21 protein-coding genes and 2 tRNA genes are annotated in these 25,764 nt (G+C 69.0%); 11 read left to right on the top strand and 12 right to left on the bottom strand.

Annotation, left to right across the window (positions count from 1 at the left end):
- The first annotated feature begins 304 nt into the window (after positions 1 to 304).
- From dnaN to G3I71_RS18300, 8 genes are all read left to right on the top strand, one after another.
- Complete coding sequence (gene dnaN, locus G3I71_RS18335; RefSeq protein WP_164316021.1) at positions 305 to 1,435, top strand: DNA polymerase III subunit beta; 1,131 nt, start codon at positions 305 to 307, stop codon at positions 1,433 to 1,435.
- Positions 1,436 to 1,599: 164 nt separating this feature from the next.
- Positions 1,600 to 2,475, top strand: a complete 876-nt coding sequence (gene gnd / locus G3I71_RS18330) for a phosphogluconate dehydrogenase (NAD(+)-dependent, decarboxylating) (protein WP_164315874.1) — start codon at positions 1,600 to 1,602, stop codon at positions 2,473 to 2,475.
- A gap of 52 nt (positions 2,476 to 2,527) precedes the next feature.
- Complete coding sequence (gene recF / locus G3I71_RS18325) at positions 2,528 to 3,649, top strand: DNA replication/repair protein RecF (RefSeq protein ID WP_164315873.1); 1,122 nt, start codon at positions 2,528 to 2,530, stop codon at positions 3,647 to 3,649.
- Positions 3,646 to 4,206, top strand: coding sequence for a DUF721 domain-containing protein (locus G3I71_RS18320; protein WP_164315872.1), 561 nt, complete (start codon positions 3,646 to 3,648; stop codon positions 4,204 to 4,206). Before recF ends, G3I71_RS18320 begins: the two co-directional genes overlap by 4 nt.
- 409 nt (positions 4,207 to 4,615) lie before the next feature.
- A complete protein-coding gene (gyrB, locus tag G3I71_RS18315; RefSeq protein ID WP_343242994.1) occupies positions 4,616 to 6,679 on the top strand; it encodes a DNA topoisomerase (ATP-hydrolyzing) subunit B in 2,064 nt (687 codons plus the stop codon).
- Between the two features lie 42 nt (positions 6,680 to 6,721).
- Complete coding sequence (gene gyrA / locus G3I71_RS18310; RefSeq protein WP_164315870.1) at positions 6,722 to 9,328, top strand: DNA gyrase subunit A; 2,607 nt, start codon at positions 6,722 to 6,724, stop codon at positions 9,326 to 9,328.
- Between the two features lie 18 nt (positions 9,329 to 9,346).
- Positions 9,347 to 10,282: a DUF3566 domain-containing protein gene (locus G3I71_RS18305; protein ID WP_164315869.1), complete on the top strand. Its 936-nt coding sequence runs from the start codon at positions 9,347 to 9,349 to the stop codon at positions 10,280 to 10,282.
- Positions 10,283 to 10,426: 144 nt separating this feature from the next.
- A tRNA-Ile gene (locus tag G3I71_RS18300) sits at positions 10,427 to 10,500 on the top strand.
- A 104-nt stretch (positions 10,501 to 10,604) separates the two neighbouring features.
- On the opposite strand, the gene G3I71_RS18295 is transcribed toward G3I71_RS18300, so the two are convergent.
- Positions 10,605 to 11,009 carry a DUF6344 domain-containing protein gene (locus tag G3I71_RS18295; RefSeq protein WP_164315868.1) on the bottom strand — a complete coding sequence of 135 codons (405 nt, stop codon included), beginning with the start codon at positions 11,007 to 11,009 and terminating at the stop codon, positions 10,605 to 10,607.
- Positions 11,010 to 11,358: 349 nt separating this feature from the next.
- Here G3I71_RS18295 and G3I71_RS51155 point away from each other — a divergent pair, with 349 nt between their 5' ends.
- Positions 11,359 to 11,487: a DLW-39 family protein gene (locus G3I71_RS51155; RefSeq protein ID WP_003999697.1), complete on the top strand. Its 129-nt coding sequence runs from the start codon at positions 11,359 to 11,361 to the stop codon at positions 11,485 to 11,487.
- A gap of 244 nt (positions 11,488 to 11,731) precedes the next feature.
- A complete protein-coding gene (locus tag G3I71_RS18285; RefSeq protein ID WP_343242993.1) occupies positions 11,732 to 13,135 on the top strand; it encodes a hypothetical protein in 1,404 nt (467 codons plus the stop codon).
- A gap of 1 nt (position 13,136) precedes the next feature.
- On the opposite strand, the gene G3I71_RS18280 is transcribed toward G3I71_RS18285, so the two are convergent.
- Together G3I71_RS18280 and G3I71_RS18275 are read right to left on the bottom strand one after the other, a co-directional pair.
- Positions 13,137 to 15,035 carry a serine/threonine-protein kinase gene (locus G3I71_RS18280; RefSeq protein WP_164315867.1) on the bottom strand — a complete coding sequence of 633 codons (1,899 nt, stop codon included), beginning with the start codon at positions 15,033 to 15,035 and terminating at the stop codon, positions 13,137 to 13,139.
- Positions 15,036 to 15,320: 285 nt separating this feature from the next.
- On the bottom strand, positions 15,321 to 15,869 hold the full coding sequence (locus tag G3I71_RS18275; protein ID WP_164315866.1) for a DNA-binding protein: 549 nt from the start codon (positions 15,867 to 15,869) through the stop codon (positions 15,321 to 15,323).
- 182 nt (positions 15,870 to 16,051) lie between these two features.
- Here G3I71_RS18275 and G3I71_RS18270 point away from each other — a divergent pair.
- A tRNA-Ala gene (locus G3I71_RS18270) sits at positions 16,052 to 16,124 on the top strand.
- A 74-nt stretch (positions 16,125 to 16,198) separates the two neighbouring features.
- Here the strand turns inward: G3I71_RS18270 and G3I71_RS18265 are convergent.
- The 9 genes from G3I71_RS18265 to G3I71_RS18225 all read right to left on the bottom strand — a co-directional run bounded on the left by G3I71_RS18265 (position 16,199) and on the right by G3I71_RS18225 (position 25,721).
- A complete protein-coding gene (locus tag G3I71_RS18265) occupies positions 16,199 to 17,164 on the bottom strand; it encodes a RimK family alpha-L-glutamate ligase (protein ID WP_164315865.1) in 966 nt (321 codons plus the stop codon).
- Positions 17,165 to 17,248: 84 nt separating this feature from the next.
- On the bottom strand, positions 17,249 to 18,574 hold the full coding sequence (locus G3I71_RS18260; RefSeq protein ID WP_164315864.1) for an MFS transporter: 1,326 nt from the start codon (positions 18,572 to 18,574) through the stop codon (positions 17,249 to 17,251).
- A complete protein-coding gene (locus G3I71_RS18255; RefSeq protein ID WP_164315863.1) occupies positions 18,571 to 19,893 on the bottom strand; it encodes an ATP-grasp domain-containing protein in 1,323 nt (440 codons plus the stop codon). The genes G3I71_RS18260 and G3I71_RS18255 overlap by 4 nt, the downstream gene beginning before the upstream one ends.
- A gap of 60 nt (positions 19,894 to 19,953) precedes the next feature.
- Positions 19,954 to 21,294 (bottom strand): hypothetical protein, encoded by a 1,341-nt coding sequence (locus tag G3I71_RS18250; protein WP_164315862.1) that lies wholly within the window; start codon positions 21,292 to 21,294, stop codon positions 19,954 to 19,956.
- Between the two features lie 52 nt (positions 21,295 to 21,346).
- Entirely contained in the window at positions 21,347 to 22,567 is a 1,221-nt protein-coding gene (locus tag G3I71_RS18245) for a hypothetical protein (protein ID WP_164315861.1), read from the bottom strand.
- On the bottom strand, positions 22,557 to 23,066 hold the full coding sequence (locus G3I71_RS18240; protein WP_164315860.1) for a hypothetical protein: 510 nt from the start codon (positions 23,064 to 23,066) through the stop codon (positions 22,557 to 22,559). The genes G3I71_RS18245 and G3I71_RS18240 overlap by 11 nt, the downstream gene beginning before the upstream one ends.
- The gene (locus G3I71_RS18235) at positions 23,063 to 24,157 is read right to left on the bottom strand and encodes an LD-carboxypeptidase (protein ID WP_164315859.1); all 1,095 of its coding nucleotides are present in this window, start codon (positions 24,155 to 24,157) and stop codon (positions 23,063 to 23,065) included. The genes G3I71_RS18240 and G3I71_RS18235 overlap by 4 nt, the downstream gene beginning before the upstream one ends.
- Entirely contained in the window at positions 24,154 to 24,861 is a 708-nt protein-coding gene (locus tag G3I71_RS18230; protein WP_164315858.1) for a GNAT family N-acetyltransferase, read from the bottom strand. Before G3I71_RS18230 ends, G3I71_RS18235 begins: the two co-directional genes overlap by 4 nt.
- Positions 24,858 to 25,721 (bottom strand): class I SAM-dependent methyltransferase, encoded by an 864-nt coding sequence (locus G3I71_RS18225; protein ID WP_164315857.1) that lies wholly within the window; start codon positions 25,719 to 25,721, stop codon positions 24,858 to 24,860. The genes G3I71_RS18230 and G3I71_RS18225 overlap by 4 nt, the downstream gene beginning before the upstream one ends.
- Between the last annotated feature and the right edge of the window lie 43 nt (positions 25,722 to 25,764).

Genomic DNA, 25,764 nt, shown 5'->3' with positions numbered 1-25,764 from the left:
GGGCCAGTGGACAAAATTTGCCGCCTGAGCTGCGAAAACGGGGTTATCCACGGTATCCACAGCCCCTACTACTACTGACAACTTGAGAGAGCTGGATATCCGTTTCGAAGTGGGTCCTGTGCACAACTCGCTCTCGGGAGCCCGGCTGCCCCTCGTCACGACTTGACCCGAGAGGCACCTACTGTCAGTGCTGTGCGTCAGACTGTTCCCCGGTGTCCTTCCCAGCACAGGGACCGACGACACCGAGACAGACGACGAAGCCAGGCAGGCCGAGAAGCGCCGGCAACAGCAGGAGGCGGCAACAGTGAAGATCCGGGTGGAACGCGACGTACTCGCGGAGGCAGTTGCCTGGGCGGCGCGCAGCCTCCCGGCCCGTCCACCGGCCCCTGTCCTCGCCGGACTCCTGCTGAAGGCCGAGGAAGGCCAGCTGAGCCTGTCGAGCTTCGACTACGAGGTCTCCGCGCGGGTGTCGGTCGAGGCCGAGGTCGAGGAGGAGGGCACGGTCCTGGTGTCGGGCCGGCTCCTCGCCGACATCTGCCGCGCCCTTCCCAACCGCCCGGTGGAGATCTCCACAGACGGTGTACGGGCGACGGTGGTGTGCGGCTCCTCCCGCTTCACCCTCCACACCCTGCCTGTGGAGGAGTACCCGGCGCTGCCGCAGATGCCGACCGCGACCGGCACGGTGCCCGGTGAGGTCTTCGCCTCCGCCGCCGCCCAGGTGGCCATCGCGGCCGGCCGTGACGACACGCTGCCCGTCCTCACCGGTGTGCGCATCGAGATCGAGGGCGACAGGGTGACGCTGGCCTCGACCGACCGCTACCGCTTCGCGGTCCGCGAGTTCCTGTGGAAGCCGGAGGACCCGGAGGCGTCCGCGGTGGCCCTGGTGCCCGCCAAGACGCTCCTGGACACCGCCAAGGCGCTCACGAGCGGCGACAGCGTGATCCTGGCGCTGTCCGGCTCGGGAGCCGGTGAGGGTCTCATCGGTTTCGAGGGCGCCGGCCGTCGCACGACGACGCGTCTGCTGGAGGGCGACCTCCCGAAGTACCGCTCGCTGTTCCCGACGGAGTTCAACTCCATCGCCGTGATCGAGACCGCCCCCTTCGTGGAGGCCGTCAAGCGTGTGGCCCTGGTGGCCGAGCGGAACACCCCGGTGCGGCTCAGCTTCGAGCAGGGCGTGCTCATCCTGGAGGCCGGTTCCAGCGACGACGCACAGGCTGTGGAGAGGGTCGACGCCCAGCTTGAGGGCGACGACGTCTCGATCGCCTTCAACCCGACGTTCCTGCTGGACGGCCTGAGCGCCATCGACTCCCCGGTCGCCCAGCTCTCCTTCACGACGTCCACGAAGCCCGCGCTGCTCAGCGGCAGGCCGGCCGTCGACGCCGAGGCGGACGAGGCGTACAAGTACCTGATCATGCCGGTTCGCCTCAGCGGCTGAGCCCTTTCGAACGGCTGATCGCCTCCGACGGAAACACCGCAGGTGGGGGCATACGTTTGAGCGCGTATGCCCACAGGTGTGCATGAGAGTCCGGGTTTAGGCTCGGACGTGGGCACGAGCAACAGGAGTGCCCTCATGCCACGTCGCAACCTAAGGAACAACTGATGGAGCTCGGTCTCGTCGGCCTCGGCAAGATGGGCGGCAACATGCGCGAGCGGATCCGCCGCGCAGGTCTCACCGTCATCGGATACGACCGCAACCCGGACGTCGCCGATGTGCACAGCCTCAAGGAGCTTGTGGACGGGCTCAGCGCCCCGCGGGTGGTGTGGGTGATGGTCCCGGCCGGCGCCCCGACCCAGTCCACCATCGACGAGCTGGCCGAGCTGCTGGAGCCCGGTGACGTCGTCGTGGACGGCGGCAACTCGCGCTGGACGGACGACGAGAAGCACGCCGGGGAGCTGGCGGCCAAGGGCATCGGTTTCGTCGACTGCGGTGTCTCCGGCGGCGTCTGGGGCCTGGAGAACGGCTATGCGCTGATGTACGGGGGCGACGCCGAGCACATCGCCAAGGTGGAGCCGGTCTTCGAGGCCCTCAGGCCCAAGGGCGAGTTCGGCGCGGTGCACGCGGGCAAGGTGGGTGCCGGGCACTTCTCGAAGATGGTCCACAACGGCATCGAGTACGCGATGATGCAGGCCTACGCAGAGGGCTGGGAGCTGCTGGAGAAGGTCGACTCCGTCACGGACGTGCGCGAGGTCTTCCGGTCCTGGCAGGAGGGCACCGTCATCCGCTCCTGGCTGCTCGACCTGGCCGTCAACGCCCTTGACGAGGACGAACACCTGGACAGGCTGCGCGGGTTCGCCGCGGACTCCGGGGAGGGCCGCTGGACCGTGGAGGCCGCGATCGACCACTCCGTGCCGCTGCCCGCGATCACGGCGTCCCTGTTCGCGCGGTTCGCGTCCCGGCAGGACGACTCCCCGCAGATGAAGATGATCGCGGCGCTGCGCAACCAGTTCGGCGGCCACGCGGTCGAGTCGAAGTAGTCCACAGGTCCGCTCAGCGGTCCGCGAGTCCGGGGGAGGTCGGCGAACGACCATGCACGTCACGCATCTGTCGCTGGCCGACTTCCGTTCGTACGCCGGGGTCGAGGTCCCGCTCGAACCGGGCGTCACCGCGTTCGTGGGCCCCAACGGCCAGGGCAAGACCAACCTCGTGGAGGCGGTCGGCTATCTCGCCACGCTGGGCAGCCACCGGGTCTCCTCGGACGCGCCCCTGGTCCGCATGGGCGCCGACCGGGCGATCATCCGGGCGCAGGTCAAGCAGGGCGAGCGGCAGCAGCTGGTCGAGCTGGAGCTGAACCCCGGCCGGGCGAACCGCGCCCGCATCAACAGGTCGTCGCAGGTCAGACCTCGTGACGTACTGGGGATCGTACGGACGGTGCTGTTCGCGCCGGAGGATCTCGCCCTGGTGAAGGGTGACCCGGGTGAGCGGCGGCGGTTCCTCGACGAGCTGATCACCCTGCGCTCCCCGCGGATGGCGGGCGTGCGCTCCGACTACGACCGGGTCCTCAAGCAGCGCAACACGCTCCTCAAGTCGGCGGCGCTGGCCCGGCGGCACGGCGGTCGCACGATGGACCTTTCGACGCTCGACGTGTGGGACCAGCATCTCGCGCGCGTGGGCGCCGAGCTGCTGGCCCAGCGGCTCGATCTGATCGCGTCGATCCAGCCGCTGGCCGACAAGGCGTACGAGCAGCTGGCGCCGGGCGGTGGTCCGCTCGCCCTGGAGTACAAGCCGTCGGCGCCGGGTGAGGCACACGGGCGTGAGGAGCTGTACGAGCAGCTGATGGGGGCCCTGGCCGAGGTGCGCAAGCAGGAGATCGAGCGGGGCGTCACCCTCGTGGGGCCTCATCGGGACGATCTGCATCTCAAACTCGGGCAGCTGCCCGCCAAGGGGTACGCGTCCCACGGCGAGTCGTGGTCGTACGCGCTGGCGCTGCGGCTGGCCTCGTACGACCTGTTGCGGGCCGAGGGCAATGAGCCGGTGCTGGTGCTCGACGACGTGTTCGCTGAGCTGGACACCCGGCGCCGGGAGCGGCTGGCCGAGCTGGTGGCGCCCGGTGAGCAGGTGCTGGTGACGGCCGCGGTCGACGACGACGTACCGCACGTACTGGCGGGGGCGCGGTACTCGGTGTCGGACGGGGCGGTGGAGCGCGTATGAATGCCCAGGAACGCTTGTCGGGGGGAACCCCGGACGAATCCCCCAAACCTGTCCCCGAGCCCTCCGGGGTGGATCTCGCGCGGGTGGCGCTCAGGGCGGCGAAAGAGGCGGCACGCGCGCGTGGGGACGCGGCCCGGCAGAAGAAGCAGTCGCGGCGTGGGGGTGGTCTGCGGTCCGGGTCGGGTCGTGACGGACGTGATCCCATGGCGCTCGGGGCGGCGATCAACCGGCTGGTGACGGAGCGCGGGTGGGAGGCGCCGGCCGCGGTGGGCGGGGTGATGGGCCGCTGGCCGGAGATCGTCGGCGAGGACCTGGCCAAGCACTGCGAGCCGGAGTCGTACGACGAGGACGAGCGGGTGCTGACCGTGCGCTGCGACTCGACGGCCTGGGCGACGAACGTGCGGCTGCTCGCGCCGCAGCTGGTCGCACGCCTGAACGAGGATCTCGGGCAGGGCAGGGTGCGGCTGATCAAGGTGCTCGGCCCCCATGGTCCGGCCCGCCGTTTCGGCCCGTTGCGGGCGCCCGGGAGCGTTGGTCCCGGTGACACCTACGGGTGAGCCCCGCCACTCCCTGTAGGTGAGCTGTGTCACATGGAATGCGTGGCGGGGGCGTGCGGACGATGGTGCGCGCGTTCGTGAATCCCTACTTGACTCCCCGGTAGCCAAGGGTTGACACCCGGAAGCGCTGAGTGCCTCTCCAAGCCTCTTGGAGCCCCGCTCTGTATATGGGGACTCGAGAGACGCCGGTTGAGGGCGGCACATGCGGACTCAGGTACCGGCAAACCCCCATCACTGTCGGCGCTACCGGTAGACTGGGAGCTAATCCCGCCCCATTGGAGGGGACCACCGGGAAATGGTGTGCACCGCTGACTAAGGCTTACCAACGCAACACGCCGCAGCCGCTCCGGCCACCCTCCATCAGGGGGACCCCGGAGTTCGGCTTGTGCTGTGCCAGAAAGGGCGCTTCGTGGCCGATTCCGGCAACCCCAACGAGAACATCCCGTCCACCGACGACGCCGGCGCGACCGTCGAGGCGAAATCCTTGAACGGCGAGGTCACCGCCTCGTACGACGCCAGCGCCATCACCGTCCTCGAGGGTTTGGACGCGGTCCGCAAGCGACCCGGCATGTACATCGGTTCGACCGGTGAGCGTGGTCTGCACCACCTGGTGCAGGAGGTCGTCGACAACTCCGTCGACGAGGCGCTGGCCGGTCACGCGGACACCATCGACGTCACGATCCTCGCCGACGGCGGCGTACGCGTCATCGACAACGGCCGAGGCATCCCGGTGGGCATCGTGCCGTCCGAGGGCAAACCCGCCCTTGAGGTCGTGCTGACCGTGCTGCACGCGGGCGGCAAGTTCGGCGGCGGCGGCTACTCGGTCTCCGGCGGCCTGCACGGCGTCGGTGTCTCCGTCGTGAACGCCCTGTCCAGCAGAGTCGCGGTCGAGGTCAGGACGGACGGCTACCGCTGGACGCAGGAATACAAGCTGGGCGTCCCGACGGCTCCGATCGCGCGGCACGAGCCCACGGTCGAGACCGGCACGTCGGTCACCTTCTGGGCCGACGCCGACATCTTCGAGACGACCGTGTACTCCTTCGAGACGCTCTCGCGGCGCTTCCAGGAGATGGCGTTCCTCAACAAGGGTCTGACGATCAACCTCACTGACGAGCGCGAGGTGGCGAAGGCGACGGTCGGTGCCGACGAGGCGGGTGCCGACGAGAAGGACGAGGTCAGGACCGTCTCGTACCACTACGAGGGCGGCATCGTCGACTACGTGACGTACCTCAACTCCCGTAAGGGAGACGTGGTGCACCCGACCGTCATCGACCTGGAGGCGGAGGACAGGGAGAAGAGCCTGTCCCTTGAGGTCGCGATGCAGTGGAACAGTGGTTACACGGAGGGTGTGTACTCCTTCGCGAACATCATCCACACGCACGAGGGCGGTACGCACGAGGAGGGCTTCCGGGCCGCGCTGACCTCGCTGATCAACAAGTACGCGCGCGACAAGAAGCATCTTCGCGAGAAGGACGACAACCTCACGGGTGACGACATCCGCGAGGGTCTGACCGCGATCATCTCGGTCAAGCTGGCGGAGCCCCAGTTCGAGGGGCAGACCAAGACCAAGCTCGGCAACACCGAGGCGAAGACCTTCGTACAGAAGGCGGTCTACGAGCACCTCAACGACTGGTTGGACCGCAACCCGAACGAGGCCTCGGACATCATCCGCAAGGGCATCCAGGCGGCCACCGCGCGCGTGGCGGCCCGCAAGGCCCGCGACCTCACCCGTCGCAAGGGTCTGCTGGAGACCGCGTCCCTGCCGGGCAAGCTGTCCGACTGCCAGTCGAACGACCCCGTCAAGTGCGAGATCTTCATCGTCGAGGGTGACTCCGCCGGCGGTTCGGCCAAGTCCGGCCGTAACCCGCAGTACCAGGCGATCCTCCCGATCCGCGGCAAGATCCTCAACGTCGAGAAGGCCAGGATCGACAAGATCCTGCAGAACCAGGAGATCCAGGCGCTGATCTCAGCCTTCGGTACCGGGGTCCACGAGGACTTCGACATCGCGAGGCTGCGCTATCACAAGATCATCCTGATGGCGGACGCCGACGTCGACGGGCAGCACATCAACACCCTGCTGCTGACCTTCCTGTTCCGCTTCATGCGCCCGCTGGTCGAGGCCGGACACGTGTTCCTCTCCCGTCCTCCGCTGTACAAGATCAAGTGGGGCCGGGACGACTTCGAGTACGCGTACTCGGACCGTGAGCGCGACGCGCTGATCGAGCACGGCCGGCAGAACGGCAAGCGCACCCGGGACGACTCGGTCCAGCGCTTCAAGGGCCTCGGCGAGATGAACGCCGAGGAGCTGCGCATCACCACGATGGACCAGGAGCACCGGGTCCTCGGCCAGGTCACGCTCGACGACGCCGCGCAGGCCGACGACCTGTTCTCGGTCCTGATGGGCGAGGACGTCGAGGCACGCCGCGCGTTCATCCAGCGCAACGCCAAGGACGTCCGCTTCCTCGACATCTGAGTCGGTCTCAGCTGACCGCACCAGAAAGGATCTTCACCAGCAATGACCGACGAGACACCTCTTTCCCCCACTGGTCCGAACACCCCTGAAGAGGGCCAGATCATTCTGCGTGTCGAGCCCGTCGGGCTCGAGACCGAGATGCAGCGCTCGTACCTCGACTACGCGATGTCCGTCATCGTGTCGCGCGCGCTGCCCGACGTACGGGACGGTCTCAAGCCCGTCCACCGGCGCGTCCTGTACGCCATGTACGACGGTGGCTACCGGCCCGAGAAGGGCTTCTACAAGTGCGCCCGCGTCGTCGGTGACGTCATGGGTACGTACCACCCGCACGGCGACTCCTCGATCTACGACGCGCTGGTCCGTCTCGCGCAGCCGTGGTCGATGCGGATGCCGCTGGTGGACTCCAACGGCAACTTCGGTTCCCCGGGCAACGACCCGGCCGCCGCCATGCGGTACACCGAGTGCAAGCTGAAGCTGCTGTCCATGGAGATGGTCCGTGACATCGACGAGGACACCGTCGACTTCAAGGAGAACTACGACGGCCGGAACCAGGAGCCGACGGTTCTGCCGGCGCGTTTCCCGAACCTGCTGATCAACGGTTCGGCGGGTATCGCGGTCGGTATGGCGACCAACATTCCGCCGCACAACCTCCGCGAGGTCGCGTCCGGCGCCCAGTGGTACCTGGAGAACCCCGAGGCCTCCCACGAGGAGCTCCTCGACGCCCTGATCGAGCGGATCAAGGGCCCCGACTTCCCCAGTGGTGCCCTGGTGGTGGGCCGTAAGGGCATCGAGGAGGCGTACCGCACGGGCCGTGGCTCCATCACGATGCGCGCGGTCGTCGACGTCGAGGAGATCCAGAACCGCCAGTGCCTGGTGGTCACGGAACTTCCCTACCAGGTCAACCCGGACAACCTCGCGCAGAAGATCGCCGACCTGGTGAAGGACGGCAAGGTCGGCGGCATCGCCGACGTCCGCGACGAGACGTCGTCCCGTACGGGTCAGCGCCTGGTCATCGTCCTGAAGCGGGACGCGGTCGCCAAGGTCGTGCTGAACAACCTCTACAAGCACACCGACCTGCAGACGAACTTCGGCGCGAACATGCTGGCGCTGGTGGACGGCGTACCGAGGACCCTGTCCCTGGACGCGTTCATCCGGCACTGGGTGACGCACCAGATCGAGGTCATCGTCCGGCGTACGCGGTTCAGGCTGCGCAAGGCCGAGGAGCGCGCGCACATCCTGCGTGGCCTGCTGAAGGCCCTGGACGCCATCGACGACGTCATCGCGCTGATCCGGCGCAGCGACACCGTCGAGATCGCGCGCGAGGGCCTGATGGTGCTCCTGGAGATCGACGAGATCCAGGCCAACGCCATCCTGGAGATGCAGCTGCGCCGGCTGGCGGCTCTGGAGCGCCAGAAGATCGTCGCCGAGCACGACGAGCTGCAGGCGAAGATCCGTGAGTACAACGCGATCCTCGCCTCGCCCGTGCGTCAGCGGGGCATCATCAGCGAGGAACTCGCCGCGATCGTAGAGAAGTTCGGCGACGACCGGCGCTCCAAGCTGGTTCCGTTCGACGGTGACATGTCCATCGAGGACCTGATCGCCGAAGAGGACATCGTCGTCACGATCTCGCGCGGCGGCTACGTCAAGCGGACCAAGACCGAGGACTACCGTTCGCAGAAGCGCGGCGGCAAGGGCGTACGCGGGACGAAGCTCAAGGAAGACGACATCGTCGACCACTTCTTCGTGTCGACCACGCACCACTGGCTGCTGTTCTTCACCAACAAGGGCCGTGTCTACCGGGCGAAGGCGTACGAGCTGCCCGACGCCGGTCGTGACGCGCGTGGTCAGCACGTCGCCAACCTGCTGGCCTTCCAGCCGGACGAGGCGATCGCGGAGATCCTCGCGATCCGCGACTACGAGGCGGCGCCCTATCTGGTGCTGGCCACCAAGGGTGGTCTGGTGAAGAAGACGTCTCTGAAGGACTACGATTCCCCGCGGTCGGGCGGTGTCATCGCGATCAACCTCCGTGAGACGGAGGACGGTTCCGACGACGAACTGATCGGAGCCGAACTCGTTTCGTCCGAGGACGATCTCCTGCTGATCAGCAGGAAGGCACAGTCGATCAGGTTCACGGCGACGGACGACGCACTGCGTCCGATGGGCCGGGCCACCTCGGGTGTCAAGGGCATGAGCTTCCGTGAGGGGGACCAGCTGCTCTCGATGAATGTTGTTCGACCCGGTACGTTCGTGTTCACTGCTACCGACGGCGGTTACGCGAAGCGGACCAACGTCGACGAGTACCGCGTCCAGGGGCGTGGCGGCCTCGGTATCAAGGCCGCCAAGATCGTCGAGGACCGCGGCTCTCTCGTCGGTGCGCTGGTGGTCGAGGAGACCGACGAGATCCTCGCCATCACGCTCTCGGGCGGTGTGATTCGTACGCGGGTCAATGAGGTCAGGGAGACGGGCCGTGACACCATGGGCGTCCAACTGATCAACCTGGGCAAGCGCGATGCCGTCGTCGGCATCGCACGTAACGCCGAGGCGGGAAGCTTGGCCGAGGCGGTCGACGGCGAGGACGCCGTGGACGAGTCGGCCGAGGGTACCGCGACCATCGGCACGGACGAGGGCGATCAGTCCTCGTCGGAGTAGCGCGAGGAGTGAGTCATCGTGAGCGGAGCCACGGGCGCCGGTTCGTCCGGCAGTTCGTCCGGTCCCTCGACCGGTACGGACAAAGACGGCGGCGGTCGTGGCTCCGCCGCGCGTGCGACCGATGGACAGCAGGGTGCGAGGGACGCGCAGAGTGCGACAGATCCGCACACGACCAACCTGCAGGCCATCAAGCCGCGTACGACCGGCAAGCGCTCGCCAGACACACATGGATCCCAGGGATCCCAAGGATCCCAGGGGGGAACCGTGACGGACGCCAGAGGTCCGCAGACCCAGCAGTACGGGGCCGGCGGGGCCGCGGCCGGCCCGGGAGCCCCGGGTGTCATGCCGGGGGCGGAACCCGCCGCGCAGCGTGCCCCCGCGCCGCCGCAGCAGTCGCCGCTGCCCGGCGAGCGGCAGCCGCAGCAGCCCGCGGGGCCCTACCACCCGCCGCAGGCCTACCCGTCGGCCGCTGCTCCGGCAGTCCCCGCGGCCCCGGTCCAGGCGCCGGCCCAGTCCCAGAGCCAGGCCCGCACTCCGGCGGGGGCCGTACGGCGCCCGCGTACGGGGGCGAGCACCCTGCCCCGTACGCGCAAGGCACGTCTGCGCGTGTCCAAGGCCGACCCGTGGTCGGTGATGAAGGTCAGCTTCCTGCTGTCGATCGCGCTGGGCATCTGCACGATCGTGGCGGCGGTGGTCCTGTGGATGGTCATGGACGCGATGGGCGTCTTCTCGACGGTCGGCGGCACGATCTCGGAGGCCACGGGGTCCAACGAGTCGAACGGCTTCGACCTCCAGTCCTTCCTGTCGCTCCAGAACGTCGTGCTGTTCACGTCGGTCATCGCGGTCATCGACGTCGTCCTCGCGACGGCGCTGGCGACACTCGGCGCGTTCATCTACAACCTCTCCGCTGGCTTCGTCGGCGGCATCGAGCTGACGCTCGCCGAGGACGAGTGAACTGAGCGGTGAGCGGGTGAAGCGCAGGTGAGGGGCGTTCTCAAACGCCCCTCGGCCGGCGCCCGACTATCGATTTTGGGACTGGCCGCGTCGTGCGCTAATCTTCAGAGGTCAGCGCGCGGGACATACACCGCACAGCGCGGCGGGGCTATAGCTCAGTTGGTTAGAGCGCATCCCTGATAAGGATGAGGCCACAGGTTCAAATCCTGTTAGCCCCACAGTGAAAAGAACCCCAGCCAGAGATGGCTGGGGTTCTTTCGTTTGTCCTGGTGCTTCTCCGTGTGGCTTTGTACGCAAGTTCGCCGCTACATGGGGAGGGGGATCACGCGAGGGTCGCGCGAGGTGCGTGAGGGGTGCGAGGGGTGTCCCGCGAGTGGGGTCCGGAGGGAGGCTGTGCCGCCGTCTCGGCGTCCGTGTCGGTCTCCTGGCCGGCTTCCGTCTCCGTCTCCGTCTCCGTGTCCGCGGGTGAGCGGTGGCGGCAGCTCGGGGAGGAGCCGTGGGCCTCGGCTCGGATGCGCTGCTTCATCGTGGGGGGCAGTGAGCGGGCGTAGGACCAGGCCCAGTCGGCTGCCGCGGGTAGCGCCGCGGGTGCGGTGCAGTTGCGCGCCGGGTGGCTCTCGGCCACCGCCGCGGTGGCGGTCGTCGTGATCAGGCCGAGCGTCGTGCACAGCGCCAGGAAGGCGGTGACGACGACGGTCCACAGCTTCATGACCTTGTTCTGGGCCATTGCCCCTCACTTTCAGGTTGGGCGATTTGCGTACTTTCCTCATGATGTGTATGGAGGCTGCGAAGTGGTGGACCGACGCCCGCGGCGCGTCGATCTTCAGATGAACACCACTCGGATGGGTGCAGGAAGGGCGAAAAGCGGAAGATGGGGCGCAAAGCAGGGTGCAGTGGGGCGAATAGTCACGATGCGTGGAGATGTGATCACCCTCCGATCGGAGCGGTGTCGTCCGCTTCTACTGCTGTGCGCCGGGCGGGAGTTGGGGGCCGGCGCAGGTCACCGATCGGTCTCGGTCGGAGGGTATAGTCGGCCTCCAGAGGTCCCCTACGTCAAGGAAAGACGAGGTCGCACGGTGAAGAAGCTTCTCCTGGTCGCACTGGCCGCCATCGGCGGGCTCCTCGTGTACCGCCAGATCCAGGCGGATCGCGCCGAGCAGGATCTGTGGACGGAGGCGACCGACTCCGTGCCCACGGGTTCGTGAGTATCGACAGCAGTCTGTGAACAGACCCCGGCCGCCGACGCGGTCGGGGTTTTGTGTTGTCGGGGATGGCGGCGGGGGCGGTGGGTGGTTCACCGTCGTGAACAATGTGATTGCTGGGGCAAATCGAGTGCCTTGGGGTGGGTTGATTCGGGTGCTCGTACGAATTGCGGGCGTGCCGGGGCGCCCGGCGGGGCAGGATGGGCGACGGTCCGGGCAGAAACGGTGCCCGGGCACGGCGCGGACGGTGGACGGATCGGGCACGGCGGGGCATGACGAGGGGTGGCGCGTGATGGGGCGGCGCACGGTGCGTGGCGCGGTCGTGGCGGCGGTGCTGTGCGCTGTGGTGGGTATGGGTGCGGGCCCGGGGGCCGGTACCGAGGCGGTCGCCGCGCCGGATGCGTACGCGTACGACTTCGCCGAGGGCGCCCAGGCCGTCGAGGGAGCCGCGAGCACCACGGACGCCGTGGGGCTGGAGCCCGGTGGGACCTACCGCAGCACCCTCCCGGTCAACGGAAGGATCTACTTCCGCCTCGCACTCGACGCCACGTCGAACGCGTACGTGTCCGCCACCGCCGTCCCCCGGCAGGGCACGACCGTGTCTTCCTCCGACGGCGTCAGGGTGGCCGTGCAGGACGCCGACGCCCGTTCCTGCTCCTACGACAGCACACGCTTCGGGGCGTCCCGCAGCCCGCATCCCGTCGCCGCCTGGGCGTCGCGCGCGACCGACGGCGAGACGACGGGGTGTCAGGCAGCCGGCACGTACTACGTGGTGGTGGACCGCATCGACTCGGCGGGCTCCTCGTCGGACAACTGGGAACTGGAGCTGACGTACGTGTCGGAGCCGGGCCTCGCGAACAAGGCAGCGACGACCCCGCCCGCCTCCCCCGAGTCCTGGGACTCCGCCTCGCCCGACCCGCTCGCCGGTGACGCCGTCCGCCGCGAGGGCGGCGCCGGCTTCGCCACGGCCGTTGCGGTGGGCCAGGGAGTCTGGCAGGACGACATCACGCCCGGCGGGACGCTGTTCTACCGGGTGCCGGTCGATTGGGGGCAGCAGCTCCACGCGGTGGCCGAACTCGGCAGTTCCAGTGCTGCTTCCAGCGGCGGCAGCCAGTACGTCAGCAGCGCACTCGTCATGTCCCTGTACAACCCCGCGCGCGGGTACGTCGACGACAAGGCCCTCGTCTACGACGGCCGCCAGAGATCGGCCGCCCTCGATCCGCTGCCACCCGTCGCCTACGCCAACCGGTACGGCGTCGGCGACCCGTTGAGCGAGATGCGGTTCGCCGGCTCCTACTACCTCGTCGTCCATCTCGCCGAGCAGGTGACGGAACGATTCGGCGCGGGACCGTACGGGCTGACGCTGCGGGTGCAGGTGAGCGGTACGGCGCAGGACGCGCCCGGGTATCTGGGGCAGTCCGTGCCCCGGGACACGTTCGCGGTCACCGAACAGGACCGGGCGGCGGCCGGCGGGTGGACGTCCGGCGTGGTGGCCGGCGGTACGGGAGCCGACGGGGCGGACGGAAACGGCGGGGGCGGTGACGCCGCGATGCAGGTCGTCGCGGTGAGCGGCATCGGGGCGGGGAGCGTGCTGGTGCTCGGGCTCGGGCTGTGGACGGTGGTCGCTCGGCGCCGGGCCGAACGCGCCTAGCTCAGATGTGGAACAGAGCCCAGAAACCTACGGCGTAGCAGGCCAGGGCGAGGAACAGGACCGGTATCGCCACCTTCGCGGGCGGACCGGGGCGGCGCTGACGGCGTCGGCCGCGGCGCTGCGGAACCGCCTGGGGGGAGAGCGCGACCTGCGGGGAGAGCGCGGCGTACGAAGAGGACGAGGCGTACGCGTCCTGCCGCAGCGTCGGAGTCGCGGTCGGGGTCGCGGTCGGGGTCCGGGTGGCTGTCCGGGGTGTGTGCGGCTGGGGGGAGTGCGGCTGCGCGGGCTCGAAAGGCGGGGTTCCGAAGGACGGGACCTCGAAGGGCGGGGGTATGTGGACCGCGGCCGGAGCCGGCAGCGGGACGGCCGTGGGGGGAGTGGGGGGCTGCGCCGGCCGGTGGTGGGAGTGCTGGTGCTGCGGTGTGCCGGAGGGGACGGCGACCTGGGGAGGGGGCAGGTGGAAGCTCCCCGTGTCCGACATGCTGGACGGCTGGGGCGGGACCACTGCCGGGGGGTGAGGGGGGCGCGGAGGTGTGACGTCCGACCGGGGCGGGGCGCCGTTCCGCTGAGCGGAGTGAGAGGGGTGAGCCGGGTACGTCGGCGGAGCCTGCGGGCCCTGTTCGGCGGCGCCGGCTCCGGGCCGGATCGGGGCCGCGCCGGAGGACTGCCAGGGTTGCCCGGCACCGGAACCGGCGCTTGAGGGCGTGGGGTCCTTGGCCGGCCTGGCGGGTACGGCACCTGTGCCCGGACCTGAGGGCGGCGAGCCGGTTCCCGGTGTCGGCCCGAGTCCCGGCCCCGGCCCTGTGTGCGTGCCGCCGGTCGCCGGGCCGGTGGGCGTGCCGTCCGGGTTCGGTTCGCGGTACGGGTCGTAGCGGCGGGCTGCTCCTGGGCCGGTCTCCATGCCGGTGTGCGGGCCGGTGTGCGGGCCGTTCGGCTCGCCGAGTCCGGCGCCGGTGTCCGGCCTGCCCGTGGCCGTGCCGGTGCGTGCGCCGCCGTTCGTGGTCACGCCCGGGGCCGGTTTGAGGGGGCCGGCCTGGGCGAAGCCCTTGGGGAGGGGGCCGAGTTGGTCGAAGATCTCGATCAGCTCGTCGTCGGGGCCGGGCTCGGGCAGGAGTTCGGCGGCCTGGGCGAGGGCCTTTCGCGCGCCCGTGGCGGTGCGGAACCGCGCCTGTGGGTCCGGTTGCAGCAGCGTGGCCACGACCTGCCAGAGCGGTTCGGGTATGCCCTGCGGGGCGCTGGGCGTGCCGTGCGCCGCGAAGTACTCGATGAGGGCCTTGGAGTCCGGCTTGGCGCCCTCCAGGAGATAGAGCGCGACCAGGCCCACGGCGAACAGGTCGGAGGGGAAGTCCGGGTCCGCGCCCAGCATTTGCTCGGGGGCGAAGTAACCGGGCGTGCCCACCACGTAGTCGGTCTCCGTCAGCCGTGGCTCGCCCAGCCGCATCGCGATGCCGAAGTCGGACAGCCGCAGCCGCGGGCGGCCCGTACCGGTCGCTTCGAGCAGCACGTTGGCGGGCTTGATGTCACGGTGGACGACGCCTTCCGCGTGCACGGCGGCGAGGCCGGAGAGGAGCTGGTCGATGAGGGTGCAGACGAACGCGGGCGGCAGAGGGCCGTAGTCCGCGATCAGGTGGACGAGCGAGCCGCCGGCGACCAGGTCCATGGTGAACAGGACCTTGTCGTCGTCGGCGGCCCAGCTGGCCGGGGCGAGGACATGCGGGTGGTCTATCCGCAGGGCCTGTTCACGGACGAAGCGCAGCAGTGAGTGGGCGTCGCTCTGCTGCAGGACCTTGGCGGCCACGTACCGGCGGCGGCGGTGGTCCCAGGCACGCCAGACCGCGCCGACTCCCCCGCGCCCGATCGGGTCGGCCAGTTCGTACCGTCCCGCGAAGACCTCACCCATGGCTCTGCGTCGATCCCCCTTCGGATCACCGCTCGGTCGGTTCCGGACCGGCGAGTGGTACGGCTCCTCTTACCCCACTCCGGAGCCCGCTGTCTCCCTGCTCACCCAGAACCTGTCTCCGTACCTGTTTCCCTGTCTGTCTGGCTGTCTGTCGCCGTCCCCCGGTTCATGTCGTGGCCCGCGTTCTTCGCCTGTCCAAGCCTGAACTCGTGCGCCTGCCCCCCGTTTGTGCCCCTGAGCCGTGGCCCGGCCGCCGAACCCCCGGTCGGCGGCCGGGCCGGCGGCTCAGCTCTGGTGGGACTGGTAGTGCGTCACGGCGTCAGAGGTGCGGCCCGCGCCGTACACCCGGAGGAACTCTGCCAGTTCCGGGTGGGTCGGGGCGAGAGTGTCAGCCGCGTCGATGATGTCGCCGGCGGCGGACACCGAGCGCAGCAGCGACTGGATCTCGCGGACCACCCGCTTGACCGTGGGCGCCCCCGAACTCGTCGTCGACTGTGTGGTGTTGCTGAGCACCGATCCCCCCTGCGACTTCTTGATCTCGTCCATCCGCTCGGTCGCCTCGGCCGCGCTGACGCTGCCGTCCGCGACCTGACCGGCCAGATCCTGCAGCAACTGCACGCGCTGCACCACTGCCGGGTTGCCGATCTTGGCCCGCTGGCCGCTCATGAGCTGTGACAGCATCGGCGCGGACAGCCCCAGTACCCCCGCGAGACGAGCCTGGTTGAGTCCAAGATCGTCGATGAGCTTACGGAAGAGCGCCCCCAGCGGCTCCCCGTACCAGTTCCGCTGAAGCTCCCGCGCTCTTGCGGTGGCTTCCTGCTGTGCGGCATCCATTGCGTCTCCCCATCGCTTCCCCAAATACCGCGGTTCGCTGTAGCGAACCACGTCGAGCATCTTACGGAGAGTGGTCGTCCACGGGGACCCCCAATCCTTTTGCGAGATACCGGGGGTGACCCGGTACTCTGGTCGTCGGCGCCCACCAGTACCTGGTTGTTCTGGGCGGACGCCTTCCATTCGGGGCCTTAGCTCAGTTGGTAGAGCGCTGCCTTTGCAAGGCAGATGTCAGGAGTTCGAATCTCCTAGGCTCCACTCCCGAAATGCCCTCTGAACTGCGGAAACGCAGTTCAGAGGGCATTTCTGCGGGCGACGGACGCTGTCCGCGTCTACCGGCCGGGTGCGTGAGCCGAAGGTGAGCTGCGCCGCTGGATCGCGTCGGCCACGCGTTCGTGGAAGATCACACGGTCTGCCTCGGGGATGGAGTAGATCCCGGGGACCGTGTTGATCTCGTTGAGCACGAGCCCGTGCTCCGAGCCGAACCAGTCGATGGCGGCGAGATCCCAGGTGAATCCGGCCAGCAGCTTCTCGCAGGAACTCATCAGCTCGCGGGCTTCGGGCAGGTCGGTGTCCAGGCAGGACACCGTCACGTCACTGCCCTGGCCGACCCGGGGTGTCGCCACCCCGATGAACTTCGAGTGATCGCGTCGGCGGTCGTAGATCCCCAGCAACTCACCGCCCGCGTAGAAGCATCTGACCTCGCGTCCGCCCGATTCGATGAACTCCTGGACGAGGCAGGACATTCCGGAGGCCGAGTAGAGCTGGAGCGTCGAGACCAGCAGATCCCTGTCCGTCACCTTGATGACGCCGAAGCCCTTCATCGTGCCCCGGGGTTTGACCACCAGCGGGTACGACAGCTTGTCTTCGACCGTCGAGACGAGGTCCGGAACGTTTTTCCCGGTCGGCTTGGCCAGGAGGGTCTTCGGGGTGGGAATTCCGAGGCCGCGTGCCCGTTCCAGGGCGAAGTGCTTGTCGCCACAGGTCCAGGTGAACTCGAAGCTGTTGAGGACGGGATGGCCCGCTTCTTCCAGGGCGCGGGACAGGGACAGCAAATAGGTGTCCAGCGGATCCCCGCTCAGCCCGAAGTGGATCAGGAACGCGTCGGCGCGCTCGCGCAGTGCCTTCCTTCCGTAGTCGAACTCTCCGTGATCGAGGCGCCCTGCGGGCGGGGTCCAGATCACGTCTTCGGCGACTATGTGCTCATAGGTGTAGGGGCCTTCGTCGATGACGCCGGCGTCTGTGTCGGCATGTTTGGAGAGCGAGACGATTCCGAGGTGGGGCTTCTTCGTCAACATGGCACGCGGACTCTTTCGGGCTCTGGGTCGTGGTGGGGGGAAAGGGGGGGAGGACAGGAGGCCGTTCGGCCGGGGTGGGGGTTCTTATCGGGGGCCGCTGTTCGTGGCCTCTTCCTCGACGCCGGGTTCCTCCGTGTGTGCGGAGGCCGGCGGTGCGGCCGGGGAGAAGCGTGGCCGGCCGGCCAGCACAGCGGCCGCGACCGTCAGCAGAGCCGCCGCGGCGGCCATGACGACCAGGGTGTTACCGGACCCGGCCACCGCGGCCGCCGGGCCGATCGCCGCCAGACCGAGAGGGCGCAGGCCGAACGACACGAACCCGTCGAAGGAGATGACGCGGGACAGCCGGTCAAGGGGCACGTTCGCCTGCACCGCGGTCTCCCAGAGGGTGTCGCCGACGCTCAGGGTCATGCCGTACAGGACCAGTAGTGCCACCAGTGACCAGAGCGGGAGGCCGGCCGCCATCGCCAGGAGGGCCGGAACGGTTCCGAGGACGACGGTGTACGCGCTGCGCAGGGGGTTCGCCGGTCTCCAGCGCATGGCTGCCATGCCGCCCAGGAGGTGTCCGACCGACATGCACGACAGCAGGACCGCCCATCCGCTGTCGCCGCCGTAGTGGTCCAGCGCGGTCATCGGCCCGAGAACGGCGACGGCGCCGACCACCAGCACCTGGAAACCGGCCGCGTGCACCAGTCCCAGCAGTAGCCAGCGGGAGTTGACGACTTCACGGAATCCGGTGGCCAGTTCCTTTCGCCAGGAGCTTCTTCTCGTCCTGTCCGTCGCTTTCTTCCCGGATTTTCCGCCGGATGTGCTGCCGGGGACCTCAGGGAGGTTGGGAATGCGTCCCAGGAGCAGGGCTCCGACGAGGAACGAACCGGCGTCCAGAGCGAGCGCGAAGGCCGGGCTGGTGAAGGCGAGCAGGACGCCCGCGAGCAGGGGGCCGAGAATGGCCGCAGTGCTGAAGGCGGTTGAGATCAAGGCGTTCGCGCGCTGCAGATACTCCTTGTGCAGCGCTCGCGGCAGGATGCTCCTGGATGCCGGGAACACGAAAGCCGAAGCGGCGCCCTGTATCGCCTGCAGGGCCGCCAGCAGCAATATGGGCGCGTGCCCGCTGAAGAGGATCGCCGCGGTCAGACCCTGCACCACCGTACGTACCGCGTTCGCCAGGAAGAGGATGCGCTGGGGGGAGAACCTGTCTCCCACGATCCCGGCGGGCAGCATCAGGAGCGCGTACGGCAGTGCTCTGGCCGCCAGAACCAGGCCGATGGCGGTCGCGCTGTCGTTCATGGCCAGGATCGCGAACGGCAGCGCCGCCTGGGTGAGCGCGTCCCCTGTGGCGGACACCCCGGTCGCGGTGAAGACGCGTCGGAAGGCGCGGTCCTTGAATATGTGCGTGCCGGTCGCCTGGTTCATCGGCCGGTGACCGCCGGCTCCGCTTCGCCTTCTGTCTCGACGCGGAACCTCTTGGCCACGTCATGGCACAGCTGGTCGTACGCCTCCTGCGTCTCGGCGCCGAGGACGACGAACAAATACCATTCGGACGGGTGGCTCAGCCGGGCTCTTCCGCCCACCTTCCTGAGGTGCTGCCAGTCCAGTACGCCGGGGAATTCGGCCAGTTCGGTGTCCGAGGGCATGCTGGTGATGACTCCAGGGCGTTCTGGCCCCAGATGGACGGCGCCCATGTACGGGTGGTCGGGGGTGGGCTCCGGGCAGGTTCCGGTCAGTTCCGCGGCGGCTATCGACTGCCATACCGGGTGCCCGAAATGAGCGCTCAGCATGCGCGGCACCCAGGCTCCTCCGATGCGTGTCCCGATCTCGGAGAAGAAGATGTCCCCGTCGGGCCTGACGAATGCCTCCAAGTGGGTTGCGCCGTCCCGGATTCCGAGCCCTTGATTGACCCGGTCGTGCAGTTCTCGCAGACGGCGGTAGAGACCCGAGTGGTCTGCCTCGGGCAGGATGTGGGAACCGTCGAGCGGGCGTGCCGCGGTGCCCTGTTCCATCAGCGTGATTCGGTTCGCGTAGTACTGGTGCACGACGAAGGTCAGAGCCCGGCCGCCGGACCAGATGGCGTCGACACACAGCTCCGTGCCTTCGACGAACTCCTCCACGATGAGCTGCTTGCTGCGCAGCAACGGTTCGAAGGTGAGTTGTTCGACGACGCCGGGCAGGTCGTCCGGGAGGTCGACGCGGACCGTGCTCATCGTCCCGAACCCGGAGGCGGGTTTCACCACCACGGGGAAGGAGAGCCGCGCCGCCGCGGCCGCGACCGCCCGCGTGTCACTCGCGTCGGACAGGGACTCGAAGCGGGCTGCGGGCGTGCCCGTCAGCGTCACCCGCTGCTTCATCAGCCGCTTGTCCCGGAACGCGACATGACGCATCGGGTCGTCGTCGTTGCCGAGCAGCACGTCGAGATAGCCGGCGCCGTACTGGCTGAACTCGGCGTGACTGATGACCTTGACGTTCTCGACGCCACGGAGCCGGAGATCCACGGCGACGGCGGCCAACTCCTCGATCGAGTCGAAGTGGCTCACCCGGTAGACGTGGCGCATCCGCGCCAGCACCTCCGGATCCGGCCGCAGCTGCTGTGTGTCGAAGTCATCGAGGATGATGTACAGATCGGAGCTCAGGTCCAGCAGAGCCGTAGCCAGCTGGGGCTGCCATTTGCACAGGACCACGGCGTCCGGTCGCGATACCGCGTTCGTGTTCACCGGGTCGGACATCGGGTCGGACATCGGATGATCGGACATCGGGGTGGACATTGTTTTTCGACTCCCCATTTTCACGCCGTTCTTCTACGGAAGTTCAGGACGGGCGGCGGGACCGGACGCGGCTCCGTACAGGGCGTCGAACATGACCGACTCCTGTGCCGGGCCGAAGACCTCACGCAGTCGGCCGTTCTCGTACACGCCGATGTGGGGCAGCGGGAAGGCCCACAGCTCCGCGTACACGCTGGTGTAGGCGCCGCAGTTGAGCACCGCCAGCCCGTCCTGCTCGACGGTGACGGGCAGCTGGGCCGACCGGCACAGGTGGCTGGGCGCACAGGTCGCGTCTCCGACGTGCGCCCGCTCCCACGCCGTATCGGGGGACAGCCGGAGCGGCACCGGGTGGTAGGCGAGGTCGGGCAACGGGATGAGGATGTTGGAGGAGAGATCTGAGATCAGCCAGGTCTCCTTGGAGTTCACCTTCTTCCCGATCACGTTGCTGAAGCCGATGGCCGCGTCCCCGACGGTGTACCGGCCGGGCTCCAGCACCAGCGAGGGCGGCGTCGCAAGGATGTCCAGTGCGTCACGCGCGGCGTCGGCGAAGTCGTGAGCGGTGCTGCCCGCACGTTCCAGCAGGAAGCGCGACTCCAGGCCGCCGCCCAGGTTCAGGACCGGGAACGGCCGGTTCGGCGGGGCGCTGTGCAACGCCAGTTCGGCCAGGCCCCGGACCATGCGGTGGAAGATCCCGGCGTCGGTGCAGTGCCTCAACTGGTGTGCGTGCAGGGCCGTCACCGAACACGAGGGCGAGGACAGGGCCCGCTCGACGAGTTCGGCGGCACCGTCGAGGTCCGCGCCGAGCTTCGAGCCCGCCGTGAAGAACGCGCCCGGTTCGTCGAGGGTGTTCACCCGCAGGGCGATGTTCGCCACCCGGCCCTGGGACCGTGCCTCGTGCTCGACGCGCTCCAGTTCCTCGATGCTGTCCACACCGATCAGGCCGGCGCCCGCAGCGACCAGTTCGCGCCGGTGGCCGACCGTACGGGCCGGGCTGTTGGCCACCACCTGCTCCGGAGCGAAGCCGAGCCGGCGGGCCAGGCGCCACTCCAGGCTGCTCATGACCTCGACGCCGTGTCCGTCGGCGCGGAGAGCGTCGGCGATGGCGGGGACGTAACAGCTCTTGAGCGGAAAGTGCAGGGAGACGTCGAAATGGCGTGCGAAGGCGTCCCGCAGCGAGCGTGCGTTGTCGCGTGCGCGGCCGGGCAGGTAGACCAGCCACGGATCCTCGGAGTCCCAGAGCTGGTGGAACGGGGTGCCCTCGACCGTCAGGACCCCGTCTTGGTGTCCGAGCCAGGGGATGAGGCCACCTATGTCCTGCAGTTCGCCGCGGCGCAGGCCGAACAGGTTCTCCTGAGGTGGTGTCGGGTCAGTGGGCACAGGTGTTCTTTCTCGTGATGGGGCGCGGGGAGGGCGGACGACGGGACGGTGGTCAGCCGAGGACGCGCGGATCGAGCCGGGCACCCGCCCATGCGCCCGGCAGGCCGGCGAGGACGGTGCCCGGGAGAGGGCTTTCGCCGTCCCCGACGGGTCCGGTGTCGGTGAGCGCGTCGCCGAGGCGGTTGCTGAGCAGGTCCTCCTGGGCGGCCCGCAGCCGACGGTCGGCCAGCGCGACCACGTCGGGGAGCGACCGGTCGCAGGGGTGTTCGATCCGGTAGTCCTCCAGGAGAAGCCGGTAGCTGTCGCGTGCGGGGTTGTGGAGGACGGGGGCCAGGCCGTCGATCGTGGGCGGCCGGGCCGACTGTCCGGAGCGTCCGCCCGCGGTGACGTGGCTCGTGCGCAGACCCGCGGTCCGGGAGCGCGACCGTTCCCGGAGGCCGACGTCGTCCGCTCCGGCCGTGCGCAGGTCGATGGCCACCTGGGTGGGAGTGACCCCGCTGCCGAACACGGCCGCACGGGTGTTCTGGAGCTGCGCGGCGAAGGCCAGCACCCTGCTGGTGATGCCGATCTCGAACACGCTGACGTCCGGGCGGCCCAGGTATGTGTCGAAGTCGGGCCCGAGCTCGTACGCCAGCATCCACGGCTCCAGCAGACCCTGCGGCGAGGGCAGTACGGCTGCCACGGCACGCCGCGCGTAGTGGGCCGGGGCCCGGCGTTCCACCAGGAGGCCAGGGACGCCCACCGCCTGGGCCACCTCCGCCACGAGATCCAGGATTCCGCGCCAGGCTTCGGTCCGGCCGGCGGTGTGGGCGGCGATGTGGACGCCCAGGGACGGCGCGATGAACTCGTCCCGGATCAGTGCGCGGACGTCGGCCACCGGACGGTAGACGCCGTCGTTGGAGGCCACGGCCCGGGGCAGCGGCTGCTTTCCGGGCCCGCCGATCCGTTCCCGCAGCCAGTCGAGGTGCGCCAGGTTGGTGTCGAACCACAGGTACTCCTGCGGGGCCAGCTCGTAGCAGTCGAACGCGGCCGACATCTCCTTGGCGAACCGCCAGGTCGCGTCGGACCGGCAGAGCGGCGGATGGGCCACCAGTTCCAGGTCCCATCGGCGGTCGGCCCCGGCCGTCATGGCGGCGATGACCCGGTCCGCGAGATCCAGCCCGGCGCCGGTCAGATTGGTGACACCACGGGCCAGCCGGAACCGGCTCATCATCCCGGCGGCGACCAGACGCCGCTGGTAGGGCAGGAATCCCTTGCCCACATCAGTCAGCATGACGGGGCCTCCAGGCGGCCAGCCGGAACCGGATCAACGTGGTGTCGATCCGCTCGACCCGGTGTTCGAGTCGGGTGAAGTACCGCTCCAGCACGCCGGTCGTGGGCTCCGCGTCGAACGTACGGGCGCGTGCCCATGCCTCGGCCAGCAGTACGTCGGAGACCAGGTCGTCGCCGTCCAGTGCGTGGGCAAGGGAGTAGAAGTGCTGGTCCACTCCGGCGCGGCGCAGCCGTACGCGGCCCACGAGCTCGAAGTCCAGGTCCAGTGTGCGCAGCGTGAAGGTCCGCGATCCCATGGCCGAGGTGGCCCGGCGTTCGGTGCTGAAGGCGACTCCGGGCGGCACGGAAGCACCTCGGTAGTCGGCTTCGGGGCCGCTCACCGGGAGGGCGAACGCCGCGGGCATACGTTCCCAGCCGAGCTCGCGCATGCTGTCGAACAGGTCGCGCCGCCAGGTGAGTTCCAGCTGGGAGACCGGCAGCAGGTGTGCGTTCCGGTTCACGGGAGCATCTCCCTCGTCTCCTCTTTCTCTCTGTTCTCGCTGTCGTTGTTCTCTCTGTCGTTCCACAGGCGGGTTCCGGCGCGACCCGCGACATGAAGGCGTAGCGGATCGGTGCTCATGTCCACCTCGGCGCCCAGAGGCAGGGACAGCCGGGGCTCCGTGTGGCCGAAGTCGACATCGGCGACCACGGGCATGGAGGTGCCGTCGAGCAGGTGCAGCAGCGCGTCGTCGAAGTCGGCATAGCCGCCGGGCGCCGCCGAGGGCCGGCTGCGCCGCCCCAGGACGAGGCCGGCCAGCCGATGAAGACGCCCCGAGTTGTTCCACTGGGCGAGCAGCGAGAGAAAGTGGTCCGGCGCCATACCGAAGTCCTCGAGGAAGAGGATCCTTCCGTCGGTCGGCGGCATGTGGGGCGTACCGAACAGACCGGTGACGGCCGGAAGGCACCCGGCAAGCAGGGGGCCCCTGGCGCGACCGTGCTGCAGCACCCGCCAGGGGGACGCGGGGCAGGTCCGAAGAGCGCGTTCGTCCTCGCGGTCCCACCAGGGGTTGTCCTCGGTCCACTGTGCGGGGGGCCGGAGCACACCGCCCGTACCCGCCAGCGCGTTCCGCAGCCCGTCGAGGGTGTAGGGGAACGGGCCGGTGAAATGACCGAACTCCGATACGAGCATGGGCCCGTGGACCGCCGGAACGCCCTGCGCCGCGAAGGCCCACAACAGCACCGAGACGTCGCTGTAGCCGATCAGTGGTACCTGGGCGGCGCGCAGCAGGCCGAAGTCGAGGTACGGAAGCACCAGTCCCGCCGTCCAGCCCCCGGCAGACGCGAGGACGGCGTCCACCCCCGTCTCGACCAGCGTGTGCAGTTCCGCGGCGAGTTCACGGGGATGGGCGGCACTCGCCCGGCTCACCCCTGCGAAGCTCTCCGCGGTGCGACAGTCCCAGCCGGCGTGCCGGAGCGCGGCCAGGGCGCGCGCGGTGCGGCGCGGGAACAACGCCGGGGCCGGCGAGGACGGCGTCCACAGACCCAGGTTCCGTACGGGCCCACGGGTGAGGCGCCGTACGGACTGCTGTGCCTGGGGTTGCGGCGTCGTCATGCCGGCGCCGGCGCCGGCGCCGGTCGAGGGCTCGGGGCGAACATCTCGCGGCACGTGTCCAGGCCCTCGATGCCGATTCCCCCGTCGCGCGGACCGTTCAGCCAGGTGTCGGCAGCCAGCCGGTGGCGCAGCCAGCGGACGGGACTGTCCCGGCGCAGCCGCAGTTCGAAGCCGTCCTCCTGGTAGCCGTGGTACCGGTTCACAGCGATGGAGGCAGGGTTGTCCTCGAAGACCTGGCTGGTCGCCCAGCGTGCGCCGAGTCCGGCGAACGCGAAGTGGAGCACCGCGGCCCGCATCTCCTTGCCGAACCCCTGCCCCTGGAACTCACGGCCGAGCCAGGAGCCGGTGGAGAACTCACCGAGAGCGCCGAAGTCCGTGGCCCACAGGCCCTTCATGCCGATGGGCCTGCCCTGGTGGTACACCGCGAACTCCAGGTGCCAGGCGTCCTTCGACCACGACGCCCGTGTGCCCCACAGGAACTGGAAGGCGTTGCGGCGCAGAAGGTGTGGCGGAGCGTCCGTCCAGTCGACGGCGAAGGGTGTGGTGCCCGGATCGTGGATTCCGTCGGCGGCGACGTCGCAGACCGCTTCGTAGTCGGTGTCCGTGGGCACCCTCAGCTCCAGCCGCCGGGTGCGGACCACCAGGCCGAACAGCGGCCAGTGGCCGTGCTGCCCTGCCTGCGTGGCAGACGGTTCCGCGGTCATCGGGAGAGGGCCGTGCCCGGGACCGGCGCAGAGGCGTGCAGGATGGGGAACGTGGTCGGCGCGCTCTTGCGGTAGAGGAGGATCGCGTAGCGGGCGTATCCGAGGTTCTCGTTGAACAGGGTGTAGAAGTAGTGCAGCCGGCGGCCGGCGGCCTCCTTCAGCTCCTGGGACATGTCGTCGTTGCACGGCTGGGCGAGGACCGCGGCGACGTAGGCGTCGATCTGCTCCGGGCTCAGGTCGAGGTACTCGTACTCCTCCGAGAAGAACAGTTCGGATCCGGGGCGGCCGAACATGTCCTCCCAGTCGGCGCGGCTGAAGCGCGGAAGCGGGGCTCCGATCGCCTGTTCGACCTCGGCCAGAAGCCGGGCCGGGGGACGGCGGTGGTAGAAGATCGGCACCGCGGCGAGCACACCGAAGCGCTTGAGGACGCGGTAGTACTCGTCGACGGCGCGGCCGCGATCGGGGATGAACGATGTCACGTTGCTGGCGAAGAGCATGTCGAAGTGCTTGTCGGGGAAGGCGATGCGGGTGCCGTCTCCGACGTCGAAGTGGGCGTTGTCGAGGCCGAGGGCGGCCGCCTTGTTCCGGGAGAACAGGACCGACGACTCCTCGATGTCGATGCCGTGGACGTCGCACTTGGTGGCACTGGCCATCTCCAGCACGGAGAAGCCGGTGTTGCTGCCGACCTCCAGGATCCGGTCGCCGGCGCCGAGACCAGGGACGCGGTGCAGTACGGACCGGATCGTGGCGGCACCGCCGGAGCACATGTTCGGCTCGTTCACGAGGCCGACGGTCTGCGAGAAGTTGAGGTGCTGGACCTCGTTCGGGGTAAGGGTACGGACAGGCGCGGTGGTGGTCATGGGGACTCCTGTGGAGATGCCTGAAACATCACAAAAGGGACAT

Origin of the sequence: Streptomyces sp. SID12501, from assembly GCF_010550245.1 — a bacterium.
In the GTDB taxonomy this organism is placed as follows: domain Bacteria; phylum Actinomycetota; class Actinomycetes; order Streptomycetales; family Streptomycetaceae; genus Streptomyces.
This window is presented reverse-complemented; position numbering and strand designations above follow the sequence as displayed.